Source organism: Parabacteroides sp. AF48-14, assembly GCF_003477465.1.
GTDB classification, from domain to species: domain Bacteria; phylum Bacteroidota; class Bacteroidia; order Bacteroidales; family Tannerellaceae; genus Parabacteroides; species Parabacteroides acidifaciens.
On sequence record NZ_QUDI01000017.1, the window covers coordinates 54111 to 73254 of the forward strand.

A 19144-nucleotide genomic window follows, 5' to 3' on the forward strand; every position below is an offset into this window, starting at 1 on the left:
GACCAAATCAGAGATGAACTCACGTTGTTTTCTTGTTGGAGATTAACTCCGCGTAAGGCATGGATTTCGTTCCGTGCCTTATTTGTGTCATTCAATTCGTATTACTTCATAGGCATTATCTTTTTAATGGTTTGACTTCCGATATAATTACATGTTTATCCTCCTCGAAAGAGTATTGTATCGGATTAATCCGCGACATAATCTGCAGAATTGTTTCAAGCGGCTCATCCGTTATGGTAAAAGTATAACTCGTTTGAGCAATGGCAGGATCCAGGTCAATACTTATACTATACCAACGTTCCAGATACTTACAGATATAATCCAGCGGCTTGGCTTCGAACGAGCAGGACTTGTTTGCCCAGCATGACTCAAAATGTACATCTGCCGGATTCACCCGGATTCTATCTGCTTTTCTATCAATCATAGCCAGTTCTCCCGGCTTCATATACGTTTCTTCTTTCCCCTTCTGCAAGGAAATCCTTCCTTCCAATAAAGCAACCCTCAAGTCCGGACTATCAGGATATGCCTTTACATTGAAGCGGGTCCCGTAGACATTTACGCTGAAATCTTCCGTCCGGACTGTAAACTGATGCTCCCGGTCTTTCTTAACATCAAACAGAGCTTCCCCTTCCAGCCAGACCTCACGCTTTCCCGTAAAAGAAGTTTTATAGGAAAGTGTGGAACCGATATTCAACCACACAGAACTGCCATCCGGCAAGACCATCTGCGATTTTCCATTCAAAGCCGAATAGGTCTGCGAGGCAACTTCCGGCCTTCCCGTTATCCGGCCGGCAAAAAAAGAAATTGATACAGACAGGACAAGTAATAAAGAGGCGGCAACCATTGCAATCCGGTATTTCAAAACCGGAATCGTATAGACTTTCCGTTTCACCTGCATACGGGCTTCCATCCGTTTCCAGTAGTATGACACGTCCGGATCATATTCCCCGGCTTCGGCCTGTACCTCCCTCCAAAGTGACTCCAGCTCCATGAACAAAGATTCATTCCCGTCCGAATTTCTCCATTCATTCAGGGCAGCTTCCTCTTTCTTATCTGTTTCCTGCTTCAGATGAGAAATAATTAAATCCCAGGGAATTATTTTGTCCGTCATACACTTTTCCTTTTATGTATGACACATCAAAGAGAGAGAACCCTACTCTAAAATCAAAAAAAATTAAATCTTTTTACCAGAAATAAGTATAAGAGTCTCCCAAATACGCCTTTATCAGCTTTAACGCCTTCGTGATTTGCGCCTCCACATTTTTAACGGAGACATCTAATCTCTCGGCAATCTCTTTATTGGAAAGATGTTCGGTACGGCTTTTCAGGAATATTTCGCGACATCTGTCGGGAAGGGAACAAACGGCTTCGGCAATCAGACGTTCCAACTCTTTCAACTCCAGGGAGTCGTCTATCTCAAAACGTTCGAGTAACGACCAGTCGGATACGGCTACAAAACGATCGTTATCTCTCAAATAATTCATAGCCCTGTTGCGGGCCGCTTGGAAAAGATAAGATTTCAAAGTTAATTTGATGTCCAGATTCTCCCGTTTCTCCCAAACAGAAGTAAAAACATCGAGTGCCAACTCTTCTGCGACTCCATTATCTTTTACATAGATACGGACAAAACGGCAAAGAGGGACAAAATACGTTTTGAACAGATACTCAAAGGCTTGCTGATCCCCTGCCCTGATTAATCTGACCATAAACATGTCATCTTGTATTTTTCCGGCATTACTCTCGACCATATTCCAATTCAAAGTTCAAGACGCAAACTTATATAAATCCGATTAGATATCAATAAGAATTAACCAAAAGAAAAACGGAATAAAAGTATTTTTTACTTTTATCCCGTCTTCATCAGTGCGACTCATCCGTTCGCACTTTATAAAAAGCCTTTTTACTTAATCATGTCAAAGCCAGTGTACGGAATCAATGCTTTCGGAATACGGATTCCTTCCGGTGTCTGGTTGTTTTCCAACAAAGCAGCAACAATACGCGGCAGGGCTAATGCGCTACCATTCAACGTATGGCAAAGCTGTGTCTTTTTGTTTTCGTCACGATAACGACATTTCAGACGGTTTGCCTGGTAATTATCGAAGTTCGATACGGAGCTGACTTCCAGCCAACGTTTCTGTGCTTCCGAATAGACTTCGAAATCAAAACAGAGGGCAGCCGTAAAGCTCATATCGCCACCACAAAGACGCAGGATACGATACGGAAGTTCCAACTTCTGGAGCAAGCCTTCCACATGATCCAGCATTTCCTGGTGGGACTGTTTGGAATGTTCCGGTTTGTCGATACGGACAAGTTCCACTTTAGAGAACTCGTGCAGGCGGTTCAACCCGCGCACGTCTTTACCATAAGAACCGGCTTCGCGGCGGAAACATTGCGTATAGGCGCAATTCTTGATCGGCAACTGTTTCTCATCGAGGATCACATCGCGGTAGATATTGGTTACCGGAACTTCGGCTGTCGGGATCAGATAGAGATCGTCCACTTCGCAATGATACATCTGACCTTCTTTATCAGGCAACTGGCCTGTGCCATAACCGGAAGCGGCGTTTACCACTGTCGGCGGCATGATTTCCATATAACCTGATTTACGGGCTTCATCGAGGAAGAAGTTGATCAGCGCACGTTGCAACTGGGCGCCCTGTCCTTTATAGACCGGAAAACCGGCGCCTGTGATCTTCACACCCAGGTCGAAGTCGATCAGGTCATATTTCTTCGCCAATTCCCAGTGGGGCAGCGCGTCTTTCGGCAGCTCCGTTTCCATTCCGCCCATCTTTTCCACTTTGTTATCATCAGCACCAACACCTTCGGGCACTTCATCATAGGGGACATTCGGGATCGTATAGAGCAGGTTTTGCATATCTTCAGCCGCCTGATCCATTTCTGCCTGGATCGCCTTGTTGGCTTCCTTGATCTCGGCAACACGTTGCTTGGCAGTCTCGGCCTCCTCCTTTTTACCTTTCTTTCATCAGCATGCCGATGGTTTTCGAAGCGGAGTTCACCTCTGCCAGGTTCTTATCTAATTGATTTTGTGCACTACGTCTTTTATCATTCAGCTCGATCACTTTTGCAATGCATTCCTTCGCACCTTTAAAGTGTTTCTTTTCCAGACCTTGAATCACACGGTCTGTTTCTTCCGTAATTACTTTAAGCGTCAACATACTCTAATGATGTTTTTTTAATTGAGCTGCAAATATACATAGAGTTCTTAAATTAAGAATTAAGAATTAAGAATTAAAAGTCAAAATTGACGACAAGTGTACATTTATCTCACCCGTCCGCCTGTAAGCCACGCCCGGAGATAATAAGGTTCACTCAGGCTGCTCACGACAACGCCGTTCGATGTGCTGGTATGGATAAACTTTCCGTTTTTCAGATAGATCCCGACATGATTGGGCACATTCTTCTTTCCTTTCCCTGTCCGGAAAAACACCAGATCGCCTTCTTTCAAATTGGCCCGGCTGACTTTCTTACAGTTACGTTTCAGCATATCGGCCGACGAACGTGCCAACTGCTTCCCATACACCTCGCGATATACAATCGCTACAAATCCGGAACAGTCCACTCCTTTCTTTGTCATTCCGCCCATCCGGTGAGGAACACCCAACCATCTCGCCCCTTCATTATAAAGGAAAATATTATCATCCGGAGTCAAACGGACGCCATACAACCGTGAAAGCTCCTTCGGCCCCTTAAAGTCCGCAGGCAACGCGACCCGCTGCTTCCTACCGCCGCAGGAAGTAAGCGCCAGGATAAAAAGAAGCATTCCGAGAGAGGATGTGATAAAGTGTCTACGTGTCATGATTCTTCTTTGTCTTTATCATCCAATTCTTCTATATTGTCTATTTCCGGCAATACCGAAGCGACATCTGCAAATAATTTATCCGTTTCATACTGAGCAATGCCTAATGGTTGAGTAATGCCTCGCAAGGCAAAACGAGCTTTGGTATCACTTTTTGAACGACAGAGTAAAAGTCCGATAGTAGGATTATCTTGCTGTGTTTTAACATATTCATCAACCGCCGAAATGTAAAAATTGAGCTTACTGACAAATTCAGGAATGAACTCAACGGCTTTTAACTCTATAACCACATAACAATGAAGTTGCAAATGATACATCAGAATATCGATATAGTAATCATCCCCATCTATCGAAATATGATATTGACGACCGATAAAAGCGAATCCGCGCCCCATTTCGAGTAAGAAATCAGTAATTCTCTCAGCCAGCTTCTTTTCGATATCCAACTCACGCTGCAAAGCTATTGTACCTAAGAAACTAAAATTATAAGGATCTTTAAATGCACTACGAGCCAAATCGGATTGATAAGGAGGCAATGTATGATCGAAATTATTGATTGCCTTACCTTTAGCATTGATATAACCATTGGCTATTTGCAAAAGCATCACATCCCGGCTCCATCCATTACGAGCCGTTTCTAAAATATAGAAAGCTCTTTCTGACGTATCTTTCACCTTAGTAAGCAATGAGATATGATGATACCAAGTAATTTGTGCAAGTGGCACTTGCATTAATTTACCTTCACCCGATTGTGCAAGCGGCACTTGCACAATTGGAAAATCAGGATAAGCTTCAGCAAAACTTCGCATATACTTAAGGTTACGAACAGAATATCCTCTATCTCCCTCAAAGCGGTGAGTAAGATCCTTGGACAATCGATCTATAACTTGCGATCCCCATCCCTGTAACTGCTGTTTCTCCAAAATATCATGCCCTATTTTCCAATAAAGCATAAGCATTTCTGCGTTTACATTAATTGCTGCTTGTAACTTTGAGGTTTCTATCAATCGCTCAATATCTCTACGCCAAACATCATAGTCATCAGGAAACGATTGCTTTCTATTTGTATTTACCAAATCTTCCATATCAATAAACAGCTATATTTTTAAATCCGGCCTCATATTATAATTGTACAAATATAGTGAATCACATCAAACTTTCTGTTATTTGAATTTAAGAATCCTCACCACCGGATTGTCATCTTCAACAAGTTTCTTCGCAACTTCATTCCCATTTCCTACCAGTCTTTTCTTTTGATAAGCCTCTATCATAGACGACGCCTGAATCATTTCGGCTGCCATATTTTTGGCGATAGACGGGGTCGATCCGACTTCCCATTCTCCCAAACCATAAGGTTTAATTGCAAATTCAGCATCCAAGATAGACAGCTTACTTATTTCACCGGTTTTAAAGTCATACATAAATGTAGGGATTTTTCCTCCTTTCGAATTAAAATCCAAAAGAAGCGTTCCAAACTGTATAAATTTATCAGTTGTTAAAAAGGGCGTCCATATATTCCGAGGTTCGGAAGCATGAATCGATGGTTTACGGGTTAAGACAGGCACCAACTCTCTATTTGCAGATAGCTGATACAACGTATCGGATGATATATCCATAATCATCAAATCTGATCCATAATGCATGTTATGGAGATAATAGAATTTAAAAGGTCTATACATATTACCATCTTTCTGCACTATCGCATTTGAATATCTTTTAGAGAAATGGATATCCAATACAGAAATCAGACTGCCGTCTTTCTTCGAAACAAGGCGGTAAGGATCTTTTTTAGTCTCTTTTTCACGACCCGGTTGTAGAACTACATCATCGTAAATAAGTAAAGATTCATCATCAAAATTAAGAATCTTCATACCATTCTCGGTACCATTAATCTTCAATGTCCGCTTGTATTCTCCTTTCAGCGAATAAACCTGAATATATTGAGAGCATACATATATTTCTCCTGCTTTTTCATCCAGAATCGTACCGTTTTTAATCCATGAATATTCCATACCGCTTGACCCCGTGTGATTGAACTGAGAATAAAGTTTCCCTGTCTTACGATCGAAAACAAAAATATCACCCAACCGAGATTCATGCACAAGAATATATTTATCGGTAACAGCAGAGAGCGACGATGACCCGCCTAACAAAATATCATCGGTTGTCTCCAACGGAACATATTCAATATCTGCAATTTCCTGAAGGCGTACCTTCTTCTGAGGATAATCTTTTGAGAAATCAAATACTGGCAAGTCTCCTGTTTTTGACTGGGAACTTACAACCTGGCTCCCCATTAAAAAGAGGGATGTTGCCAATAAAAGGAGTTTTTTTGTTTTCATAATGTTAGAACGTTTAAATATATATTACTCAATATCACCCAACAGATACCGTAATCTACCTATTCACGATCCAATATCCGCCTTTGGCACTTCCCATACGAACAAGATATCCTTTCTTTTTCAATCCAGTAATGAGACGTTCTACCTGACGCATACTTAAAACCAACTGTTCTGCCAACATTTTTGCAGAAATACGATTATTAAGATGAATCAAGGCAAGAATCTTACCCTCGTTTACACCGACATTTACACCGACATCTTTTATAAGAGCATCTCCTTGCTCCATACGGATTGCATAACGCTCAATCTGCGCCGCAATTTCAGCTATCAGGTTGATCGCTTTTGCGCTGATGGTGAAAGGAGGTGTGTAAGTCATTACATTTCAAGTTTTAATTTGCAGTTTATACAAAGATAGGATTTTTTTCGATTACATACCTAACAACACAAGTTTAAGTGTAATAACACAATAAGTATCATCCCAACCGCAGGGGGGGGGTTATTGTATAAAACGTATTTTTTAGGTCCAAAAGACATCTGAAACAAAATAAATGTTAATCCGCTTTTTTGACCTCAAAAAGGGACTTTTTCGCCTTTTTTGAGTGTTCCCAGCAATTATGACCGTCCTCTTTGCCATTACGCGTGCAATGTGTAGTGCACTCGGCACCTCGCGAAGATTAGCACGGTCGTAATGGAGATTTGGACGGTCGTAATTGGAAAGAGGACCGTCTTTAAGGCAAAAAAGCACCTGAATTTCCTTGAGATATTTGGAACGCCGTCCGTTTTGTTTTCAAATATTCGATTCTCCGGGAGTTAAGGTTTATCACTTTGCCGGTGTTTCCGTCTTTCGGCAATCAAATTGCACGCTTTTCGGAATGGACTGCGCACCTCGTTTTTCCTATTGTCAGAAAGGGGAGCTTAAACCGTGAAAAGAGTCAATCCAAAATCGATCAAGATTTTGGACGAAATAGAAAAATGTCAGAAATGGGGGTTATTGTAAATTATTCAGGTTTGCAGAAGGTTCAAAACTGGCAAATATAAACAATATGACCGGTCTCGTAAAGATAAATTCCTCACCAACGAAATCACCCAAAACATGGGCTATCGAACGCATAAAACATACATATTAGCTGATGCTGGATAATTCACCGGACAGAAAGAACTGTTTTATCTTTTATACTCGATAAAAATAGGCTAATTTTATCGAATACAAAAGATAAAACCGTATAATCAGACACAAAAAAAGGATACCCGCCAAGCGAATATCCTTTTTTCTTATTCTATAATACCGGTACTTATGCTTCTGCAACGATTTCTTTTACAGAAACGAAAGAACGGTTTTCTTTACCTCTGCGGAAAGTAACTACGCCATCAACCAATGCGTACAACGTGTGGTCCTTACCGATACCAACGTTTTCACCCGGATGATGAACAGTTCCTCTCTGACGAACCAAAATGTTACCAGCTTTAGCTACTTCGCCACCGAAAAGCTTAACACCTAATCTCTTACTTTGTGATTCACGGCCGTTCTTAGAACTACCCACACCTTTCTTATGTGCCATTTCTTCTTTTCTCCTTTAAACGTTAAGCAACAATTTCTTTTACATTCACTTCAGTGAACTGCTGACGGTGACCGTTCAATTTACGATAACCTTTTCTTCTCTTCTTGTGGAAGATCAGCACTTTATCACCTTTTACCAGCGGAGACAGTACTTCGCATACTACCTTTGCACCTTCTACAGTAGGAACACCTACTTTAACTTCTCCATTGTTGTCAACCAACAACACTTTGTCAAATTCCACAACAGCACCGCTTTCTGCGTTCTGAATGTGATGAACGAACAACTTCTTGCCTTCTTCAGCTTTGAACTGCTGTCCGTTGATTTCTACGATTACGTACATCTGTCTTTTTTCTATTTAAACAGGTTATGTCCCGGGGGTGGATACACATCTAAGCATCACTTGTTTACCCTCTGCGGAATTCAGTGTGCAAAATTACTGTTTCTTAATTTATCATCCAAATCTTTTTGAAACTATTTTCCAAAATGATAGCTTCCGGAACCGATCTCGATCTCTGTATATCCTTCCGTCGCCGAAACTCGCCGTACGCCCGGCAGATTACCGACCGTCACAACGTATTCTTTCGGTATGCGGACAATCGCCGTCGTGTTGCCCGGCAATGTGATATCCCAGCTAAAGTCGCCGTTCTTCTTTGTCCAAGCGCTCTTGATCTCGCCGTAAACAGACCGATAGGAAGCGGAGACTTCGTCCAGGCCGTCGGGAAACACAGGTTCCATCACCAACTTTTTAAACCCGACAGCATCAGGAGCGCATTTGATACCGGCCAAGTCTTCGTAATACCAGATGAGCAGGTCGCCGAGCAGCATCACATGGTTGGCCGAGTTCATGGCTGGATCTGCCGTGTCACCGTTCCAAAGTTCCCAGATCGTCGTTGCGCCATTCCTGATCATGTAGCCCCAACTCGGATATGTTTCGTTTGTCAGGATTTTATAAGCCATATCCACACGTCCGTATTCGGTCAGTCCGCGCATCAGATGCTGGATTCCCAACACTCCGGTACTGACATGGCCGCCGAAGTCGCCTTCCGTCTTATCCACTATATTTTTGAACACTTTGCCTTCGTATCCTTCCGGCACGAGTCCGAGACGCAAGGACAGGATATTGGCTGTCACCGTGTTATTTCCATATTGCGCCGTCTCTTTATCAAAGAACTTAGCATTATAGGCTTCTTTCATCTTAGCGGCAAGCGACTCGAATCCAGGGATATCGGCTTCCTGTCCGCAGATACGGGCAAAACCGATCATCTTATTTAGCAAATCATAATAAACAGTCGTACTGAGAATCGCCCCGTCTGTCTTACGAGCCGGGTCCTTTGAATGGATCAGCTCTTGTGATTCGGGAGGCATACACCAGTCGCCATACTGGTCTTTCGTCATGATATAATCCTGCATGGTCGTCGCTTCCATATGCGCCATCCAACGTTTCATGGCCGGATAATGCGTGCGGATCGCACTGTCGTCACCATATTGGCGATACAGCATATCGGCGACATAGAAGAAGGCGGACGGCCAGGTCACATCGTCTGCATAAATCGTCCAATAGTTCGGAGAAACATCCGAGATGCTGCCTTCCGGACTCATGGAGTCTTCGATATCCTGCAACCATTTATTATACAATCGGGAGTTGTCGAAGATAAAGGCTTCGCCATAAGCGCCCGTCGCACGATCGCCCAGCCAGCCGAGGCGTTCGTCACGCTGCGGACAATCGGTCGGCATGCCCCGGTAATTACTGCGGATTCCCCAATAAGAGTTCTGATGTATCTGGTTCACCAACGGATTGGATGTCTCAAAACGTCCGGTCGTCGCCATCCGGTCATAAATCACATGGCCGGTAAAAGCAGACAGCTCGGGTTTATAATCAAGCCCGGAGATTTCCACAAAACGGAAACCATGATAGACAAAACGGGGTTGCCAACTGAAATCGCCGTCTTCGGCTGGCGTATAAGTATCTGTCACCAATGCTTTACGCAGGTTTGCCAGGTAGAGCGAACCGTCTTTCTGCAACAGTTCGGCAAACTTCATAGAGACAGGTTGATCTTTTTTCCCTTTCAGGCTTATGGACAACCAACCGACCATATTTTGTCCCATATCCAGGATATATTTGCCGTCGGGACGTTCAAAGATGGCAACCGGTTTCAAGGTTTCCTGTACCCGGATATTCGGATTCTGCTGTGCCGTCAGCTTTCCGGCCGGAACTTCCATTACGTCGGGAGTTTTCCAGGCGCCATCGTCATAACCATTCGTGTTCCAGCCTGCCATTTCTAAGCGGGCGTCATATTCTTCGCCATCAAACTCGTTATTGGCAACGATCGGTCCTTTTGAAGTGATTTTCCAGGAAGCATCGCTGACAACTGTTGCCTGCGACCCGTCGGCATATTCAATCTGAAGCTGTGCCAACAAACGGGGCAGACCAAACGTTTTCATACCCGGATTACGCATGGAGAAGAAGCGGCCGTTACCCAATATCACGCCCAGCGTATTCTTATCGGCAGCCAGTAAATCCGTCACATCATATACATTATAATATACACGCTTATAATATAAGGAAGGCATCGGGGCAAAAACATCTTCGCTCACCTTCTTTCCGTTCAGATAAGCCTCGTGCGAGCCGAGACCGGAGATATACAGGACAGCCCGCTTCACCGCCTTGTCTGCCGTAAACTCTTTACGCAGGTAACGGGCGGCAAGACGGGTTTTATTGTTTCCACCGGCCACTCCTATTTCTTCGCCCGGATTGGAAAGGGCATCCTCACCGATCCAAGTCGCTTTCCATTCCGAGTCATCGAGCAGGGCCATCGACCAGCTTCCGACATCGCTCCAGGGACTGTCGCCTTGATTAGTCGCTAACTTTACACGCCAGAAATAAGGCTTTCCCGATTTGAGCGCTTTCCCTGCATACGGAACCAGCACCGATTGATCCGAACGGACTACGCCCGAATCCCACAAAAGGCCTTCTCCTGATTCTAACTGTTCGGGAGATGCGGCCACCTGTATCTGATAAGAGACTTGTGCCAAATCCGGCCTATCGGAAACGATTTGCCAGGAGAAGCGAGGTTGCGTCACATTAATTCCTAATGGATTTTCTTTCATCTCCAACCGGAGATTCTCTACTTTTACTGTCGAATCGGACGTACATCCCGCCCAACCGAAAATCAAAGCGATCAAAAGCAATAGTGTTGTCTTTTTCATATCGTTGCGATTTAATCTGTTAATAGCATGACTTTTGCAGTCAAAGAAAAAGATTTCAGGCCTTATTCCATTCCTAAAAATGATTTTATATCTTATGTTTTTGATAATAATTACTATATTTGTCAGTATAAACAGGTTAAACAAAAAGATATGAATTATTACGAACTTACTTTCACCTACGACTCTCCTATCGAGACTTCCATCATTAACGACGTGCTGGCCGCCGAACTGGGAGAAATCGGTTTTGAAAGTTTTACCGAAAACGAAAACGGACTGCTTGGGTATATTTCCGATCAATTATATAATGTAAAGAGCTTGCAGGAGAAACTTGCCGCTTTCCCGCTGGAAAATGTCGAGATCCATTACACCGAATCTTTGGTGGAAAGCAAGGACTGGAACGAAGAGTGGGAAAAGAATTACTTCAAACCGATCCGCATCGGCAAAGACTGCATCATACGCGCCTCTTTCCACGAACACGAACCGGGCTATACCTATAACATTATCATCGATCCGAAAATGGCTTTCGGAACCGGCAACCACGAAACGACTTACCTGATGATCAGCGAAATGCTCAAACTGGACCTGGCCGGGAAAGAACTGCTCGACATGGGATGCGGAACAGCCGTATTGGCCATCCTTGCCCGCATGAAAGGAGCCGGACGTGTTGTCGCCATCGATATTGACGAATGGGCCTATAACAATGCGCTCGAAAACATCCGCCTCAACAATACAGACGACATACAGGTCGCGCTCGGCGGCGCCGAACAGATCGCAACTGCCGGACAATTCGATATCGTATTCGCCAATATCAACCGGAATATCCTGCTGAATGACATCCGCCACTACAACGACTGCATGAAACCGGGTGCGCTACTCTTCATGAGTGGTTTCTATACACAGGACATTCCTGCTATCGAGGAAGAATGCAAACGCAACGGACTCACCTTGTTGTCGCACACAGAGAAGAATAATTGGGTTGCGGTGAAAGTTCAAAAACCATAACATTAATTAACCCTAAAAGTTAAGGCCGAAGTAAACTATCATTCAAGTATATTCGTTATCTTAGTAGCAACATTATAAAAAGAAAGAGTTATGAAAAATGTAGATTCTAAATTATTACTGGGATTAGTAGTTGGTGCAGCCGTTGGCGCTGCAGTTGGTTATCTGGCAGCAACAGATAAAAGAGAACAACTATTAGAAGAATTGAATGGTGTAGTTGGAAAAGTAAAAGAAGGCTTCAATTCTGCTCTTGCTAAATACAAAGAGGGTAAAGCCGAAGTTGCAAAAACTACAGAAGAAATCGTAGCAGAATAAGTTTGTATGGAGAAAGACTCAGGAGAAATCTTCCGGGAGCTGAAAGATGACCTTTCGGCTTACGTGGAGTTGAAGCTCGAACTCCTAAAATTAAACACATACGAGAGGACGGGGAAAGTGATCGCTGTCCTTTCGTATGGTGTTATTTTGTTGTTTCTGGCTTTCTTTGCAATTCTGTTCATCTTCCTGGCTTTAGGTTTCTTCCTCGGTGACCTGTTCGGGTCGGTCGGCTCGGGGTTTGGCGTGGTCGCCATCCTCTATCTGATACTGATCGGAATTATTATAATGAACAAAGACAGAATCAGCAACAAGGTATTGAACGTTGTGATCTCTGCATTGACAACAAATGACGATAAAACAAACGCGACAGACAATGAACAAGCAGCAACAGACCCCGCTGGAGAAACTGATTTCTGACCGCCGCCGCATCCAACAGGCATGCGTGCTACAGGAACAGAAATTGAATACCGATTTCTCATACATACAAGAGAATGCCGGTAGCCTGCTACTCTCGGGTGTCTCCGCTCTTTTATTCCCAAACACAAAAGCTAAATCCAAAGGAACAGAAAACAGCCAGTCCGTGCAACCGGTTTCGGAAGTGCCCTCCCTGTCGTTGGGATTTTCCGATTATCTTTCTGTTGCACAGAGTTTACTACCCGTAGCTTGGGACGTTGCGCGCCCATTACTAACCGCTTGGGGGATACAAAAGGTCCAGACATGGATAATAAAGAAACTTTTTAAGAAAAAGAAATAAGCCTCAACAATTAATTTATGTTAGAGGGCATATTTTTCTCGTTCTATTTCCCAAACAATAAAAAAAATGACTAAATTTGCAGTCGTTAAAAACAAGGAATGAGATACAACAAACTTTTCAAGCTCGTGTGCTACTCCTTGTAGACGCTAATTCGGATATAAAATTATTATTTTTAATAAACCCATAAAAGTTTTATTACAATGATTAAAGTAGGTATTAACGGTTTCGGCCGTATCGGACGTTTCGTTTTCCGTGCTGCTCAGAAGAGAAGCGATATTCAGATCGTAGGTATTAACGACCTTTGCCCGGTTGATTACTTGGCATATATGCTGAAATATGACACTATGCACGGTCAGTTCGACGGAACTATTGAAGCTGACGTTGAAAACAGCAAACTGATTGTAAACGGTAAAGCTATCCGTGTAACTGCAGAAAGAAATCCTGCTGATTTGAAATGGGATGCAATCGGTGCAGAATATGTTGTTGAATCAACAGGTCTGTTCCTGACAAAAGAAAAAGCTCAGGCTCATATCGAAGCTGGCGCTAAATATGTTGTAATGTCTGCTCCTTCTAAGGACGACACTCCAATGTTCGTTTGCGGTGTAAACGAAAAAACTTATGTTAAAGGTACTCAGTTCGTTTCTAACGCTTCTTGTACTACTAACTGTTTGGCTCCTATCGCTAAGGTTCTGAACGACAAGTTCGGTATCACAGACGGTTTGATGACAACTGTTCACTCAACTACTGCTACTCAGAAGACTGTTGACGGTCCGTCTATGAAGGACTGGAGAGGTGGTCGTGCTGCTTCTGGCAACATCATCCCTTCTTCTACAGGTGCTGCTAAGGCTGTAGGTAAAGTTATCCCGGCTTTGAACGGCAAATTGACTGGTATGTCAATGCGTGTTCCGACTCTGGACGTTTCTGTTGTTGACTTGACAGTTAACTTGGCTAAGCCGGCTACTTACGCAGAAATCTGCGCAGCTATGAAGGAAGCTTCTGAAGGCGAACTGAAAGGTATCCTGGGTTACACTGAAGATGCAGTTGTTTCTTCTGACTTCCTGGGCGACGCTCGTACTTCTATCTTCGATGCTAAAGCTGGTATCGCTTTGACAGATACATTCGTAAAGGTTGTTTCTTGGTATGATAACGAAATCGGTTATTCTAACAAGGTTCTTGACCTGGTAGCTCACATGGCATCTGTAAACGGATAATCATAAGATTATATAGTTTAAAAGCCGCATCCTTCGGGTTGCGGCTTTTTTTGTCTACCTTTGTACCACTATGGATGCCTATCAACTTATCACTGTTTTAGGGCCGACAGCCTCCGGCAAGACAACATTTGCCGCCGCACTCGCCGCCCGACTGGACACGGAGATTATCAGCGCCGACTCCAGACAGATTTACCGTTCGATGGATATCGGGACAGGGAAAGACCTGGCCGATTATACGGTAAACGGAAAAGCAATCCCTTACCACCTGATCGACATATGCGATCCGGGATACAAGTATAACGTATTCGAATATCAGCACGATTTCTTCCGGGCTTATGAATCAATCCGGGAGAAAGGGAAACTGCCTGTTCTCTGCGGAGGTACGGGAATGTATATAGAAGCCGTATTGAAAGGTTATAAGCTGCTGGATGTTCCCCAGAACCCGGAACTGCGTGAGTCATTAAAAGACAAATCACTCCCGGAACTGGAACAAATACTTGCCAGCTATAAGACTTTACACAACAAGACAGACGTAGATACGGCCCAACGCGCCATCCGCGCTATCGAGATTGAAGAATATTACAGGAACGAAGCTCCGGATGCAAACGAATACGACCCGATCAACAGCCTGATCATCGGTATCGACATTGACCGCGAGTTACGGCGCGAAAAGATTTCCCGCCGCTTGCGCACCCGTCTGGATGAAGATGGTAGATGAAGTACGCGGCATCATCGATTCGGGCGTAAAGCCGGAAGACCTGATTTATTACGGACTGGAATATAAATACCTAACACTATATATAATAGGCGAAATGTCTTATGAGGAAATGGTTTCACAATTGGAAATCGCCATCCACCAATTCGCCAAACGGCAAATGACATGGTTCCGCGGAATGGAACGCCGGGGAAGCACCATCCATTGGATAGACGCAACATTGCCGACAGAGGAAAAGATCGAGAAGACATTGGAGTTATTGAGACAAAACAACATATAACGATTATGATAACAATAAACGATTTAAAAAACAACGATAACTTCTTCCTGATGGCAGGCCCTTGCGTGATAGAGGGAGAAGATATGGCACTGCGCATTGCCGAAAAAGTGGTCGGCATCACGAATAAACTGAACATCCCGTATGTATTCAAAGGATCATACCGGAAAGCCAACCGTTCACGCCTGGATTCCTTTACCGGCATAGGAGACGAGAAAGCGCTCAAGATACTGCGCAAAGTCAGTGAGACATTCGATATCCCGACAGTCACAGATATCCATGAAACGACAGAAGCCGCAATGGCAGCCGAATATGTCGAAGTCCTGCAAATCCCGGCTTTCCTTTGCCGCCAGACAGACTTATTGGTTGCTGCAGCCAAAACAGGCAAGATCGTCAATATCAAAAAAGGACAATTCCTTTCACCGGAAGCCATGAAGTTTGCCGTACAAAAGGTAGCCGACGCCGGAAATAACAATATTATGATTACGGAAAGAGGCACAACATTCGGTTATACCGACTTGGTAGTGGATTATCGGGGAATTCCTCAAATGCAGCAGTTCGGGTATCCGGTTATCATGGATGTAACCCATTCCCTGCAGCAGCCGAACCAGACTTCCGGCGTAACAGGCGGACTTCCGGCTCTGATTGAGACAATAGCCAAAGCAGCCATTGCTGTCGGAACCGACGGATTATTCATCGAAACCCATCCGGAACCATCCAAGGCCAAATCAGACGGGGCTAATATGCTGCAACTCGATTTACTGGAAGGATTACTGACACGGCTGGTCCGTATCAGGGAAGCTTTATAATTAAAAATTGAGAGTTGAAAATTGAAAATTATTACAGAGACCTCTCAGTCTTTTAATTTTCAATTTTCAACTCTCAATCTTCAATTTATTCCATTATCCCATCTTACTTATCTTTCTGAGCTTATCTTCGTCTATCAGCTTGATCTTTCGACCATCGATTGCGATAATACGCTCAGCGACAAATGTAGACAATGTACGGATAGCATTGGATGTTGTCATGTTAGAGAGATTTGCCAAATCTTCACGAGACAGGTAAATACTCAACGTTGCCCCATCTTCTTCCAAGCCGTAACTATCTTTCAGGAACAACAACGATTCTGCCAGACGACCCCGGATATGTTTCTGGGTAAGGTTGACCGTACGTTCGTCAGCGATTCCTAAATCGAGAGAAAGTTGGCGGATAAAAAACATTGCAAGATTCGCATTTCCCATTAAAAGGTCAGTAACAATCGTCATCGGAATCAGGCATACTGTCGAAGCCTCAAAAGCAGAAGCATTCGTCAGATAGTTTTCCTGAGCAAAATTTGCCCGGTAACCAAAGTACTGCACAGGCTTAATCATCCGGATGATCTGGCTTCGACCGCCTACACCTTCCTTAAAGATTTTCACCTTGCCTTTTAATAAGCACATCATATCCCTCGGTTCGTCGCCCTCGCAATATATCAACTCATTACGTTTGAAATGCTGGATCGTCGAATTATTACGGAGCACATCCCGTTCCTTTTCGGTCAGGACTCTCCATACTTCTGCCAAACTGGCCGATAGATCGACCTCTTCTTTTTGTTGTTTAACCACGACTGCTATATAACATACTTGTGAAGCACAAATGTAATACTTTTCTTTTAAAAGCATAATATGTTTAATCTGATAATTTACTAAATTCATAAACATTTTACACTCTTTAGCCTGGAAATTCGATTTTATTAATTACGTTTGTAAAGAAAGGGACGATAATTTGTTGAAAAAGTATATTAATATAATCATTCTGCTTTTTATCGCAGCGAATGCCTTAGCTAACCCTGACGGTAGTTATGGAAATCTTTTATTGCTGGGAAGAACACCTAAAACAGTCTCATCCCAGCAAGGAGATTCTATTATGAGAATGGTAATCGAAAATGCCGATAAATATAGGACTGCCGTTAACCGGTATGAAGCCGAAATCTACATCAAAGGCAAAACGGAAATCCTCAAACGAAACATTTTAATGCGCTTTGCCCATCATCTTTTTCCGGTAGACAGAAGGAATAAGGACATGATTTTCGAGATGGTGAGTCAATCCAAATTCAACGCACCCAACAATTACCAACACAATTTCGAGGCGCTATACGGTAACAGCATCCCGAATGGGGCTAAGCAACAGGAAGTCCTGACATTCCTGAACCTGAATGTCTACTCACCAACCATCTATAATGAGGGAATCATTATGCCGGTCGCTAACGAAGCATTCAAGTTCTACAACTTCAACCTGGAGAGTATTGAAATTGTCGATAATCTGAAAATATACAAGATACGCTTCATGCCCAAATTATGGAGCCAGAAACTCATATGCGGGGACCTTTATATCACAGATAAAAACTGGCGTATCGACAAGATCGACGTAAACGGACGCTTCTCCTTTGCCGAGTTCAACCTCGTCATGACATTCGGGCGTGATTACCGCCATTTCATCCTGCCGCAAAAAGCCGACCTCTTTCTCCGGTATCACGTATTAGGGAATGCCATCGCCAGCTCCTATCACACCTCTTTCAAGTACAATGCAGTCGAATGGGTGGAAGAAGATTACGAAAGTAAAAAATACAAGCCGCTCGACTTGACAGGATATTACCGGCTATCATCCGACACGATCCCGATCATAAGCGACAGCAGCTACTGGAACAAGAAACGGGACATACCGTTGACCAAAGAAGAAGCGATAAAATACGAAAAGAAAAACATTGCAGTCCTGCAAAAAAGCGATACCGGCAATATCCAGAGGTATCTGAAAATAACGGAAAAGCTAACCAATACGATCAATCTGGATTACAAGACCACTCGTCTGAAGTATTCCGGCATACTGAATCCTTTTCAGTTAGGCTATTCAGGACGAAACGGCATTACCTACAGGCAACAGGTCCGCTTCAGCAAGACATTCAAACGGGACCGCCAGCTACGTTTCCGTCCGGAGATCGGTTTCGTCTTCAAACGAAAAGAATTGTTTTTCAAGTTTGGAGGAGACTGGGAATATCTTCCGGAAAAGCGAGGCGCCCTAAGTCTCAGCATCGGGAACACCAACCAGGGATACTCATCCAAGATCATGGAGGAAATCAACGAGCAGTTGAAAGACTCCGCCTTCAACTTCGACAATCTGGATCTGGAATACTTTAAGCACTACTACGTCGAGCTCAAAAATCAGATCGAGTTGTTCAACGGTTTTCAACTAACGACCGGTGTCTCATACCACCGCCGTGTTCCAACCCGGAAAAGCGCGATCGATCCGGGAGACGGCGTAACGGAAATTATCAATGAAAACTATCACGACTTCATACCAACGATCGGTTTCTCCTATACACCCAGGCAGTATTACTGGATGGACGGTTATCGTAAAGAGTATCTCTACTCCTACTATCCTACTATTTCCCTGGAATTCGGACAATCCATACCCGGCGTATGGAAGAGTAGCGGAAATTACGGACGCATAGAAGCCGACATCCACCAAAGCATTTACCTGGGATTGTCCCGCCGGTTTAACTACCACATCAGCGGAGGTATGTACACAAACCAGAAATCAACCTATTTTGCCGATTACCGGTATTTCACCCGGCATAACTTCCCTGAGTCGTGGGGAGGAGATGATTTCGGGGGTGTCTTCCATCAGCTGAGAAGTGTATGGTTCAACGCCTCCGACAAATACGTGCAAGGCCATCTCATGTATGAAAGCCCGTTTATGCTCATCCAGCTGTTCAAACCGGAAGCAACCAAACATATCATTTCGGAACGTTTCTACCTCAGCCAGTTGTGGATGCCGATCAAACCAAGCTATACGGAAATAGGATATGGCTTCGGTAACCATATATTCAACGTCGCCGCCTTCGTCGGGTTCGACAAACTGAAATATGACGGCATCGGATTCAAGTTTGCATTCGAACTCTTCCAGTAACCG

The 19144-nt window shown here is 43.8% G+C and carries 17 protein-coding genes and 3 pseudogenes; 8 read left to right on the forward strand and 12 right to left on the reverse strand.

Features of this window, described 5'->3' with window-relative positions:
- Positions 1-115 precede the first annotated feature (115 nt).
- The 11 genes and pseudogenes from DW083_RS09725 to DW083_RS09770 all read right to left on the reverse strand — a co-directional run bounded on the left by DW083_RS09725 (position 116) and on the right by DW083_RS09770 (position 10925).
- A complete protein-coding gene (locus tag DW083_RS09725; protein WP_122332245.1) occupies positions 116-1111 on the reverse strand; it encodes a FecR family protein in 996 nt (331 codons plus the stop codon).
- A gap of 73 nt (positions 1112-1184) precedes the next feature.
- Positions 1185-1706: an RNA polymerase sigma-70 factor gene (locus DW083_RS09730; protein ID WP_233547667.1), complete on the reverse strand. Its 522-nt coding sequence runs from the start codon at positions 1704-1706 to the stop codon at positions 1185-1187.
- Between the two features lie 194 nt (positions 1707-1900).
- Positions 1901-3176, reverse strand: a pseudogene (gene serS, locus DW083_RS09735) (serine--tRNA ligase).
- 104 nt (positions 3177-3280) lie between these two features.
- The gene (locus DW083_RS09740; RefSeq protein WP_122332246.1) at positions 3281-3817 is read right to left on the reverse strand and encodes a C40 family peptidase; all 537 of its coding nucleotides are present in this window, start codon (positions 3815-3817) and stop codon (positions 3281-3283) included.
- The gene (locus tag DW083_RS09745) at positions 3814-4902 is read right to left on the reverse strand and encodes a YhcG family protein (RefSeq protein WP_122332247.1); all 1089 of its coding nucleotides are present in this window, start codon (positions 4900-4902) and stop codon (positions 3814-3816) included. Before DW083_RS09745 ends, DW083_RS09740 begins: the two co-directional genes overlap by 4 nt.
- 78 nt (positions 4903-4980) lie before the next feature.
- Entirely contained in the window at positions 4981-6159 is a 1179-nt protein-coding gene (locus DW083_RS09750; RefSeq protein WP_122332248.1) for a 6-bladed beta-propeller, read from the reverse strand.
- A gap of 55 nt (positions 6160-6214) precedes the next feature.
- Positions 6215-6445, reverse strand: a complete 231-nt coding sequence (locus DW083_RS22715; RefSeq protein WP_370038965.1) for a transcriptional regulator — start codon at positions 6443-6445, stop codon at positions 6215-6217.
- A pseudogene (locus DW083_RS23600) lies at positions 6425-6535 on the reverse strand (Fic family protein); the annotation flags it as partial. The gene DW083_RS22715 and the pseudogene DW083_RS23600, both read right to left, overlap by 21 nt.
- A gap of 916 nt (positions 6536-7451) precedes the next feature.
- On the reverse strand, positions 7452-7718 hold the full coding sequence (gene rpmA / locus DW083_RS09760; RefSeq protein WP_115499074.1) for a 50S ribosomal protein L27: 267 nt from the start codon (positions 7716-7718) through the stop codon (positions 7452-7454).
- A 22-nt stretch (positions 7719-7740) separates the two neighbouring features.
- Complete coding sequence (rplU, locus tag DW083_RS09765; RefSeq protein WP_115499075.1) at positions 7741-8058, reverse strand: 50S ribosomal protein L21; 318 nt, start codon at positions 8056-8058, stop codon at positions 7741-7743.
- 131 nt (positions 8059-8189) lie between these two features.
- Positions 8190-10925 carry an alpha-L-rhamnosidase gene (locus tag DW083_RS09770; RefSeq protein ID WP_122332249.1) on the reverse strand — a complete coding sequence of 912 codons (2736 nt, stop codon included), beginning with the start codon at positions 10923-10925 and terminating at the stop codon, positions 8190-8192.
- Positions 10926-11075: 150 nt separating this feature from the next.
- On the opposite strand from DW083_RS09770, the gene prmA reads away from it, so the two are divergent.
- The 7 genes and pseudogenes from prmA to kdsA all read left to right on the forward strand — a co-directional run bounded on the left by prmA (position 11076) and on the right by kdsA (position 16005).
- On the forward strand, positions 11076-11927 hold the full coding sequence (gene prmA / locus DW083_RS09775; protein ID WP_122332270.1) for a 50S ribosomal protein L11 methyltransferase: 852 nt from the start codon (positions 11076-11078) through the stop codon (positions 11925-11927).
- 90 nt (positions 11928-12017) lie between these two features.
- Positions 12018-12239, forward strand: coding sequence for a YtxH domain-containing protein (locus DW083_RS09780; protein ID WP_115499077.1), 222 nt, complete (start codon positions 12018-12020; stop codon positions 12237-12239).
- 6 nt (positions 12240-12245) lie between these two features.
- Positions 12246-12656 (forward strand): phage holin family protein, encoded by a 411-nt coding sequence (locus tag DW083_RS09785; RefSeq protein WP_115499078.1) that lies wholly within the window; start codon positions 12246-12248, stop codon positions 12654-12656.
- Complete coding sequence (locus DW083_RS09790) at positions 12613-12993, forward strand: hypothetical protein (RefSeq protein ID WP_122332250.1); 381 nt, start codon at positions 12613-12615, stop codon at positions 12991-12993. Before DW083_RS09785 ends, DW083_RS09790 begins: the two co-directional genes overlap by 44 nt.
- Positions 12994-13193: 200 nt before the next feature.
- Positions 13194-14204, forward strand: a complete 1011-nt coding sequence (gene gap / locus DW083_RS09795; RefSeq protein WP_115499080.1) for a type I glyceraldehyde-3-phosphate dehydrogenase — start codon at positions 13194-13196, stop codon at positions 14202-14204.
- A gap of 70 nt (positions 14205-14274) precedes the next feature.
- A pseudogene (miaA, locus tag DW083_RS09800) lies at positions 14275-15199 on the forward strand (tRNA (adenosine(37)-N6)-dimethylallyltransferase MiaA).
- A gap of 5 nt (positions 15200-15204) precedes the next feature.
- Positions 15205-16005: a 3-deoxy-8-phosphooctulonate synthase gene (gene kdsA, locus DW083_RS09805; protein WP_122332251.1), complete on the forward strand. Its 801-nt coding sequence runs from the start codon at positions 15205-15207 to the stop codon at positions 16003-16005.
- Positions 16006-16098: 93 nt separating this feature from the next.
- Here the strand turns inward: kdsA and DW083_RS09810 are convergent, their stop codons facing one another.
- On the reverse strand, positions 16099-16800 hold the full coding sequence (locus tag DW083_RS09810; protein ID WP_115499112.1) for a Crp/Fnr family transcriptional regulator: 702 nt from the start codon (positions 16798-16800) through the stop codon (positions 16099-16101).
- Between the two features lie 163 nt (positions 16801-16963).
- Between DW083_RS09810 and DW083_RS09815 the strand changes: the two genes are divergently transcribed.
- Positions 16964-19141 (forward strand): DUF5686 family protein, encoded by a 2178-nt coding sequence (locus DW083_RS09815; protein ID WP_233552104.1) that lies wholly within the window; start codon positions 16964-16966, stop codon positions 19139-19141.
- Positions 19142-19144 lie beyond the last annotated feature (3 nt).